This window comes from Bathymodiolus azoricus thioautotrophic gill symbiont (assembly GCF_001298715.1).
Taxonomy (GTDB): domain Bacteria; phylum Pseudomonadota; class Gammaproteobacteria; order PS1; family Pseudothioglobaceae; genus Thiodubiliella.
In genome coordinates this window covers 1-9,459 of the sequence record NZ_CDSC02000398.1, presented here as the reverse complement: position 1 = coordinate 9,459, position 9,459 = coordinate 1, and the positions used below count along the sequence as shown (strand labels likewise).

Annotated in this window: 10 protein-coding genes and 1 pseudogene; all 11 read right to left on the bottom strand. The window is 37.2% G+C overall.

What is annotated here, in order from left to right; genetic code table 11:
* Positions 1 to 180 (bottom strand): hypothetical protein (locus BAZSYMA_RS10245; RefSeq protein WP_206599457.1); only part of this gene is annotated, 180 nt, incomplete at its 3' end.
* A pseudogene (locus tag BAZSYMA_RS07730) lies at positions 173 to 547 on the bottom strand (DNA-methyltransferase); the annotation flags it as partial. The gene BAZSYMA_RS10245 and the pseudogene BAZSYMA_RS07730, both read right to left, overlap by 8 nt.
* The gene (locus BAZSYMA_RS07725; protein ID WP_090717516.1) at positions 544 to 1,284 is read right to left on the bottom strand and encodes a YebC/PmpR family DNA-binding transcriptional regulator; all 741 of its coding nucleotides are present in this window, start codon (positions 1,282 to 1,284) and stop codon (positions 544 to 546) included. The gene BAZSYMA_RS07725 and the pseudogene BAZSYMA_RS07730, both read right to left, overlap by 4 nt.
* 1 nt (position 1,285) lies before the next feature.
* The gene (gene nadA, locus BAZSYMA_RS07720) at positions 1,286 to 2,230 is read right to left on the bottom strand and encodes a quinolinate synthase NadA (protein ID WP_090717511.1); all 945 of its coding nucleotides are present in this window, start codon (positions 2,228 to 2,230) and stop codon (positions 1,286 to 1,288) included.
* Between the two features lies 1 nt (position 2,231).
* A complete protein-coding gene (locus BAZSYMA_RS07715; RefSeq protein WP_090717507.1) occupies positions 2,232 to 2,774 on the bottom strand; it encodes a hypothetical protein in 543 nt (180 codons plus the stop codon).
* On the bottom strand, positions 2,774 to 4,087 hold the full coding sequence (locus tag BAZSYMA_RS07710; protein ID WP_090717502.1) for an AAA family ATPase: 1,314 nt from the start codon (positions 4,085 to 4,087) through the stop codon (positions 2,774 to 2,776). The genes BAZSYMA_RS07715 and BAZSYMA_RS07710 overlap by 1 nt, the downstream gene beginning before the upstream one ends.
* A gap of 41 nt (positions 4,088 to 4,128) precedes the next feature.
* On the bottom strand, positions 4,129 to 5,880 hold the full coding sequence (aspS, locus tag BAZSYMA_RS07705; protein ID WP_090717526.1) for an aspartate--tRNA ligase: 1,752 nt from the start codon (positions 5,878 to 5,880) through the stop codon (positions 4,129 to 4,131).
* A 4-nt stretch (positions 5,881 to 5,884) separates the two neighbouring features.
* Entirely contained in the window at positions 5,885 to 6,493 is a 609-nt protein-coding gene (locus tag BAZSYMA_RS07700; RefSeq protein ID WP_090717497.1) for a DUF502 domain-containing protein, read from the bottom strand.
* Between the two features lie 25 nt (positions 6,494 to 6,518).
* On the bottom strand, positions 6,519 to 7,310 hold the full coding sequence (map, locus tag BAZSYMA_RS07695) for a type I methionyl aminopeptidase (protein WP_090717492.1): 792 nt from the start codon (positions 7,308 to 7,310) through the stop codon (positions 6,519 to 6,521).
* Positions 7,311 to 8,327 (bottom strand): M48 family metalloprotease, encoded by a 1,017-nt coding sequence (locus BAZSYMA_RS07690; RefSeq protein WP_090717489.1) that lies wholly within the window; start codon positions 8,325 to 8,327, stop codon positions 7,311 to 7,313.
* A 14-nt stretch (positions 8,328 to 8,341) separates the two neighbouring features.
* Entirely contained in the window at positions 8,342 to 8,950 is a 609-nt protein-coding gene (locus tag BAZSYMA_RS07685; RefSeq protein ID WP_090717484.1) for a LemA family protein, read from the bottom strand.
* Between the last annotated feature and the right edge of the window lie 509 nt (positions 8,951 to 9,459).

The following is a 9,459-nucleotide window of genomic DNA, read 5'->3' as shown; positions in this document are numbered from 1 at the left end:
CATATTATTGTTTCTTAATTCTTGTAATAGTCTTCTTATTGTTGCTTGGGGCGTGTTTCCATTAATCCCTATAATACTATAATCTTGATAATATTTATTCAACTGTTTAAGAGAAAAAGTCCTACCACCTTGTTGATTATAATATTCAGTTAAAAGATCTAATAATTTTTTACGCTGCATTAGATTTTAACCAAGAAATATCGTTAACAATATGCCAGCCTTGTTTTTGCAAAGCAAAACCACACAAATAAATAGAATGATAAGTGCCAGAAATCCATAGACTGCCATTGGGTTTTAATACTTTTTTACAAGCCTTTATCCAGCTATTATGAAATTTAAAATCCTCTTTAATGCCCTTGCTTTTGTCCCATTTTCCTTTATTAACGCTAACCATTTTGCCATTATGGCAGGTAAAGCCACCATTGGATAAATTATAAGGTGGATCGGCAAAAATCATATCTACACTTTCTTTGGGGATTTTTTTTAACAATTCCAAACTGTCACCTAAAAATAATTTAACTGATTTTGCTTGAAAATAAGGGGTCACAACTGCGCCATTACTTCATCAGAAATATCTGCATTGTGATACACTTCCTGCGTGTCGTCTAAGTCTTCTAGGCGCTCAATCAGTTTCATGAATTTTTCCGCATCACCAAGGTTAAGCTCAACACGGTTAGCAGGCTCCATGGTTACTTCAGCATGGCTGGACTCAAGCCCACTATCTGCCAGTGCATCTTTCACAGTGAAAAAATCCTCAGGCGTGGTAACCACATCAATTGAGCCATCTTCGTTGCTAATCACATCTTGTGCGCCTGCATCTAGTGCGACTTCCATAATTTGGTCTTCATCACCAGAGGAAAAACTAATAAAACCTTGCTTGTTGAACAGATAAGCCACCGAACCATCAGTGCCTAAGTTGCCACCATGCTTAGAGAATGCGTGACGCACATCCGCCACAGTGCGGTTGCGATTGTCTGTGAGTGTGTCGACCATAATCGCTGTACCACCCAGCCCGTAACCTTCGTAACGCACTTCCTCATAGTTATCACCGTCAAGGTCGCCACTGCCTCGTTTGACTGCACTTTCAATGGTGTCGCGCTTCATATTGGCGGCTAAAGCCTTATCAATCACCATTCTAAGAGACGGATTGTTTTCTATTACGCCACCGCCTGCTTTGGCGGCAATGACAATTTCTTTGATTAATTTGGTAAAAATCTTACCGCGTTTAGCGTCTTGAGCGCCTTTTCGGTGTTGGATGTTGTGCCATTTACTGTGTCCTGCCATTTTATTTCTCCGTAAAATCTAGTAATTTTTGTATTGAATGTTGTGCTTGTTGCGAGGTGTTTTTGTCAATTTTAATCTCGTTCTCACCCGTTTGTAAAACACTTAATAATTTTTCTAAACTGTTCATTGCCATCCACTCACAATGTGCGCACGATTCACAATCTGCACCTTCCCCCATAGTCGGCGCTTCAAGCAGTGTTTTACTGGGTGCAACTTGATGCATTTTATGAAAAATACCATTGTCAGTTGCCACAATAAAAGTTTGTTCGTCTCTGTCTTTAACAGCATTAATAAGTGCGGTGGTTGAGCCTACCACATCAGCCAATTCTACCACGGCTTGTGGTGATTCTGGATGCACTAAGATGCAAGCCTCAGGGTGTTTGACCTTAAGTGCGCTTAAAGCATCTGCTTTAAATCTCTCATGTACTACGCAAGCACCTTGCCAAAGTAGCATGTCAGCATCAGTTTTATTTTGCACATAACGCCCTAAATGTTTGTCAGGTGCCCAGAGGATTTTTTCACCATTTTCATGTAAGTGTTTTACGACTGTGAGTGCACTACCAGAAGTAACCACCCAATCAGCGCGCGCCTTAACAGCGGCTGAGGTGTTGGCATATACCACCACTTTTCTATCAGGGTGTGCATCACAAAATTTGGAAAATTCTTCAATCGGGCAATCTTCATCTAACGAGCAAGTGGCTTGTTCATCAAGTACTAGAACCCTTTTTTCAGGAGAGAGGATTTTAGCGGTCTCCCCCATAAATTTAACCCCTGCAACAATAATGGTATCTGCATCACAGTTCTGTCCAAATCGTGCCATCTCTAAACTGTCTGAAACAATGCCACCTGTCTCTTGTGCTAAATCTTGTAAATCACCACTCACATAGTAGTGTGCTACTAATACGGCGTTTTTTTGTTTTAAGAGTTGTTTTATTTGCGTTATCATTTTAGCAAGGTAGGTTTTTATTTATTTTTTTAATAAATTGCTCTCTAAAGAAATCAATATCCTTGGTAAGAATGTCGTCACAATACACGCCTATGTACTGTTTTAAGTCAAATCGAATTTCGGATTCAATTCCACGGCGTATTTCTGACCATCTTTGCTTTTCTGCTTCATTTTCGTCAAATCCCTTGCATACGACGCAAAAAATAAGTTGATAATCTTTAAGTTGTAAATCTAATTCTTTAAAAATAGCTGATAAAACTTGATGTCCGTTTTCAAGTTTTTTTTTAATATTTGATGCACTGATTTGGTTAAAAAATGAATTTTTGAATTCTACGCAATATATTTTATTTTTTTTAAAAATAAGGGTATCAGGTGAAGCGGGAGTAGACTTGTTACTTCTATCTTTAACGATTTTATCAAAGTTATAGTATTGATGCGTTGTATTCTGACACAAAGATCGCTTGTTTCTGTTGTCATAGCTCAGTTCCTTAAAGTTTTCTAAATATTGTGAATATTCGGCTTGAAACTTGTTTTTTACACTCATTATAATTTTTCTGCATCCATCTCATCGAAAACAGAGAAGGGCTCTGAGAGTTTGGACGCTATTTCTGACAAAGTTTTGTTATTGTTTTTTGATTTAATAACCCCTTCTTTGGCTAAGTAAAAATGTGTTTTTTCTTCTATTTTGTATTTTTCAGCATATCTTTCTAAGGCTTCCACCATATAAGGGCTGTGTGTTGTTACCAAAATATTCCTATTATTTTGAACCAAAAGTGTGATAATTTCGGCGTATTTTAGCTGCCAATTTGGATGTAAGTGCACCTCTGGTTCATCCAAAACTACCAAAGTCCTTGCTTTGATAAAATCTCCCGATAACAACATTTGCAATATGCCAAATGATTTAATACCACTAGCAACATTTAAAATATTATGTTGTTCGTCATCTTTAAAATAAACAAATTCACTTTGATCGTTTTGATATTTTATGTTTCCATTAATAATTGCTGATATTTTTTTGTATAAATCATCATTTTCTAAAAATAACGCTGCCTCATACCCAGATTCTCTTAATTTAACCTCTAAGTCCTTAATGTGAAAAGCTATGTTTGCTCTGCCTAAATATCGTCCTCTATTTTTTCGTTTTTCAAATAATGACTTAGAATCTCTAATAGAATCTCTAAAATTTAAAATCATTGGTGTTTCTATAATAATGCTATCATTAAAATAAAATTCATCTTTGGGGTCAAACTTTGTAACTTTGTTTTGATTTAACTCTATATTTAAAATTTCATTATTTCCTTCAATAATTTTTATAGTTGATTTATTTGATTTTTTATTACCAATCTCACCTTTGAATTCCGAGTAGATTAATTTTGTAAAGGCTCTTTTAATGGCAGAGTTTGTATCGTCGTCTCGTTCAACAATATTTTGTAAATCAGTAAATAATTTCTCAATTTTATCGTTATAAATATCTTCTCTTTTTAAGTATTCTATTCTGCTGTTTATCGCCTCAACGCCATTATCATTAACTTCATCTATAAAATAGCGTGGGTGAAATAATTCTCTATAGCTGTTATGCAAGCGAAACGATTTTTTTGATTCTTTGAATCTGCGTTTTTCATCTCTAAACACATCTTTCTTAATAGAAAAATAAATATGTTCTACCGCTTCTTCAATATCGTTTTCTTTGTTCTCCTTTATTTCATCTTTGTATTTTCCAATCGCCTTAGTAATAGAAAACATTAATTTACCAACAGTACTTTTGCCACTATCGTTTTCACCAGCAATAACGGTCAAACCAGATAATTCAATATCTGCTTCTTCAATAACACCAATGTTTTTTATTGTCAGTTTCATTTTTTTATTATAAGTATTTTTTACTTATGCTGGAGGTTTGTCTAATCTTTTTTAGGCAAACTTACCTTAACACTTAACTCTCTTAGCACCTTATTTGGCACGGGTGCAGGAGCGTTGGTTAACAGGCAAGCTGCTGTTTGGGTCTTAGGAAAAGCGATTACATCACGAATAGAATCGCAGTGTGCCATAATCATGACCAAACGGTCTAGGCCGAATGCCATACCACCATGTGGCGGGCAACCGTATTCAAGTGCATTAAGCAAAAAGCCAAATTTGTCTTGTGCTTCTTCATCGCTAATGCCCAATAATTTTAATACGGTTTGTTGCATTTCAACTTGGTGAATACGAATTGAGCCACCACCGACTTCAGAGCCATTAATGACCAAGTCATAAGCACGAGATAGGGCGGTAGTGGCGGTGGACTCTAAAGTGGTAGCATCAACACTTGGCGCAGTGAATGGGTGATGAATAGCGCTTAAAGAGCCATCATCATTGGTATCAAACATAGGGAAGTCAACCACCCAAATCGGCGCCCATTTATCAGTGTAGATATCCAAATCTTTGGCAATTTTTTCACGCAAATTACCCAAGGCCTCATTCACAATTTTTATTTTATCTGCACCGAAGAAAATAATATCGCCTGTTTTTGCATCAACTTTATCAATAATGCTTTGTGTGACTTCTGCCCCTAAGAATTTTAAAATTGGTGAGGCTGGGCCATCGTCATTCATCTTAATATAAGCCAAACCTTTGGCGCCATAAATACTAACAAATTTAGTGTAATTATCAATTTGCTTGCGTGAGATAGTGGCGCCGTTAGGTATTTTCATTGCGCCGACGCGTGAGGCTGGATTTTTAGCGGGCTCGGCAAACACTTTAAATTCAATGTTACTTAGTAGATCATCAATACCAACAATCTCTAATGGGATGCGCATATCAGGGCGGTCAATGCCGTATTTATCCATGGCATCGGCATAAGTGATGGTTGGGAATTTACCTCCCAAATCTACATCAATGACTGACTTAAATAGCCCTCGTGTCATTTCTTCCATCATCTGCATAATTTCATTTTCATTCATGAATGAAGTTTCAACATCAAGTTGAGTGAATTCTGGTTGACGATCAGCACGCAGGTCTTCGTCTCTAAAGCATTTTACGATTTGGTAATAACGCTCAAAACCCGACATCATCAACAACTGCTTAAACAGTTGTGGAGACTGTGGTAGGGCAAAAAACTCACCAGGGTAAGTACGCGAAGGCACTAAATAGTCTCGTGCACCTTCGGGTGTTGCTTTGGTTAAAAATGGCGTTTCAATATCTAAGAAGTCATGATTGTCCATAAACTCACGCATATAGTGGGTTACTTTCGAGCGTAGTCTCATGCGCTGTTGCATCACATCGGTACGCAAATCTAAGAAACGATACTTAAGACGCACTTCTTCTGAGGTGTCTACGGCATCAATTTGAAAGGGCACTGGCTTAGAAGTGTTAAGAATCTCAATTTGCTTAGCAACAATTTCAATTTCACCTGTGGCAAGTTTGGTGTTGATTAAGTTATCCTCTCTGGCAATCACTTCGCCGGTAATTTTTAATACAAACTCGTTGCGAATAGTTTCAGCCAAAGCAAAATCCTTGTTATCTGGATTGATGACCACTTGCACGATGCCACGCTTATCACGCACATCCAAAAAGATAACGCCACCATGGTCACGGCGACGATTTGTCCAGCCACAGATGTCAACAGTTTGACCAATATTTTCTTTGTTTAATTCTCCACAATAATGTGTTCTCATCATTTTATTTGTCCTTTTTAGTTGGTGTTACTACACCAGTAGAAATAACCAGTTTGAATGCCTCGTCAACACTCATATCAAGTTCAATCACTTCCTCTTTTGCCAGCATAATGAAAAATCCAGAAGTGGGGTTGGGTGTGGTTGGTACATAAATATTAACCAACTCCTTGCCAATTATTTTTGCGACTTCACCTTGATAATCACTGGTTTGAAAAGCAATTGTCCATAGCCCCTTGCGAGGATATTGTATTAATAAAGCTTTTTTAAAACTCTTCCCAGAAGGGCTAAACACGGTATCTGATAGTTGTTTTAGGGCGTTATAAATCCCTCTAAATCCGGGGATTTTATTGAGCAGTTTGTTCCAAAGTTGTAGTAATTTACGCCCAATAAAATTATTGACCAGTATGCCAGTGACCAGCATAATAAGCAGCACTAAAATAATGCCAGAGCCTGGAATACTGCTGCTTAAATCAGACAATACTTTTGGTAAATATTGTGAAGGTATTAGGTTGTTTAGCGTTTCTAAAAAGAACTTGATAAGTACAACACTAAGTCCTAATGGAATCCAAAAAAGCAATCCAGAGACAAAATAATTTCTTAGGTTTTTTAACACTTGTTTCTACTAACTTTAAAAAGCATTATTTTAGCACAGGCGCATCTGCTTCTTCATCTCTAAGTGTTAGGATTTCATAGCCTGATTTTGTGACTAAAATTGTATGTTCCCATTGTGCGGAAAGTGATCGGTCTTTGGTGGTTACTGTCCAGCCATCAATGGTGGAGGTTGCCACTTCAAAACCGCCTAAGTTCACCATAGGCTCAATGGTGAAAGTCATGCCTTCTTCAAGTATTGGACTGTTAGCGATATTACCATCATCATAATGCACCACTTGTGGTTCAGCGTGGAATGTGCTACCAATACCGTGCCCACAATAATCACGCACGATAGAGCAATTATTTTTAATTACATGAGCACCGATGGCTTTACCAATCTCGCCTAAGTGAATACCAGGCTTTACTTTTTCAATGCCAATATATAAGCATTCTTGTGCAATACGGCAAATGCGTTGTGCCTTGACGCTAGATTTGCCAATGATAAACATCTTAGAGGTATCACCGTGATAAGCGTCTTTGATAACCGTAATGTCGATATTCACAATATCACCTTTTTTGAGTTTTTTTTCACCGGGTATGCCGTGACAAACAACATTGTTAATGCTGGTGCAAATTGATTTTGGAAAACCGTGATAATTAAGCGGAGCAGGGATAGCGTCTTGGACATTAACAATATAATCATGGCAAATTGTGTCTAGTTCATCAGTGCTAACACCTGATTTAACATGAGGTGTAATCATATCTAACACTTGTGCTGCTAAGCGCCCAGCAATACGCATTTTTTCTATTTCATCGGCGGATTTAATGTCAATAGCCATTTATTTTTGATTTTGAATTCTAGCGATACGCTCTCTAAGTGGTGGGTGTGTCGCAAACAACTCACCCCCAATGCCAAACATCATAGCGTGGGCGTATTCTTTAGACGAAGGGTTTTCCATTTTAGTGGATTTTCCACCATTTTCTAACACCTCAAAAGCTTGCACGAGACCATCGGGGTATCGTGTAAATTGTACTGCACTGGCATCAGCCAGATATTCTCTTTGTCTGCTCATCGCAGCTTGTAGTATTCTACCCATCCATACTGTTAGAGCGCCAATAATAGCGATAACAGCAGCCATTGCAAACATGACTAACTTGGCTCGTCCATCCATCCTGCGATTGTACATCGCATTATAAAAGATAAATCTTGCTAAGAAGAACAGCGCAGTAAAGCCAAAAACAAAAGCAGATATTTGAATATTTAACTTAATATCTTGATTGACAATATGCCCTATTTCATGAGCAATAACCCCTGAGAGTTCAGTTCGATTAAAACTATTTAATGCACCTTCAGTGATTGCAACGATAGCGTTTTTATTGCTTTTTCCAGCAGCAAAAGCATTGATACCTTGTTCTGGAATAAGGTACAAACTTGGTGTTGGCACGCTTGCCGCTAAAGCTTGTTCGGTAACAATATTTAGAGCTTGTTTTTCTGCTAAAGAATTAGCGCTATTTTCATCTAACAGTCGAGCGTTAAAGGCAACAGCAACTTTGTGTCCATCTGATTTTTTGAAAAAACCAAATGCTGTCGTTGAGGCTTGAACAATAAAGGCAATCGCAGAAAAACTAAGCAAAATTTGGATTTGTTCACTGTCAAAAGCATGAGAATTACTGGCAGAAAATTTCTGCCCAAAACTGTATTGCTCGTAACCAGACTGATAAAGTTCTGCTAAATTAAGACCAACTATAAAAGTCCAGCCAATTAAAAGAGAAGAAATTGACAATAACAAAATATATAAGAACCAAATGATTCTACTGTTTCTTTTGGCACGGTCTTGGTGCTCCCTAAAGTCCATATTTGTATAAAGTTTTACTTAAACAAGTCTTTTGGCGCTTCATTCAACTGCTCAAGACTTTCGTTAAATTCTAAGTTTTGTGCATCCGTACTAAAGCCAAACAAACCTGCCAAAATAACATTTGGAAATGATTTTTTGTATTCGTTGAATTTTTGCACTAAGTCGTTATAACCTTGACGGGCGCTAGCAATGCGGTTTTCTGTGGTGGTCATCTCTTCACTTAACTGCATCATATTTTCGCTGGCTTTAAGCTCAGGATAGTCTTCCATCTTTAGGTTGAATCCACCCATTGCACCTTCCAGTGCCACTTGTGAGCTTGCCAAATTTGCCATGACATTTGCATCACCAGGGTTATTTTCAGCTGCTTGTGTCGCTTGTAGAAGACCAGAGCGTGCTTGTGTTACTGCCATTAATGTTTCTTTTTCATGTTCCATGTATTTTTTAGCAGCATCAACTAAGTTGCCAATCAAGTCTAGGCGACGCTTGAGCTGCACTGAGATTTGCTCAAAACCGTTTTGGTATTGCGTTTTATAAGAAACCAGATTGTTGTAAATTTTAACAACCCAAATAACTACCATTGTAATGATAGCGATTATTAACCAATTTTGTACGATGAAATCCATATCAAGCCTCTAATTTTTAAAATTTAATTATAACATAGTTTTTTTGTTTTCCACTAACACCAATGCTATTTTTTGTTTGTCAATAAGGCGGATAAACTTCAATGAAATTGCCTGCCACTGCAGATCTTTGGAAATTTTTTATTGGCATTAGCATATTCATAGTAGAGACCTTTGTATAATGAGACCGTTGAATTTAAAGAATTTTTTTAAAAAAATCTAAAACCCAATTTTTCTCATATTTTTCTCATCAAACCCCGCTATTCCCTATTTTTTTTCATATTTCTCCCATTAAACCCCGCTGTCTTCCCATTTTTTGTCAATTTCCCTTAAAATCAACAAAAAACAAACAATACCCCTCCCTTAAAAACCATACTCTTCATTTAAAATCACCATTCTTTTAAGATTAAACGCCAATGATATAAAACCCCAACAATTTCAGACAACAATTTAAAGGTTCTTTCAAATCCTGAGTGGGTAACCCCATTAAAATAACACTCTACCACACACTC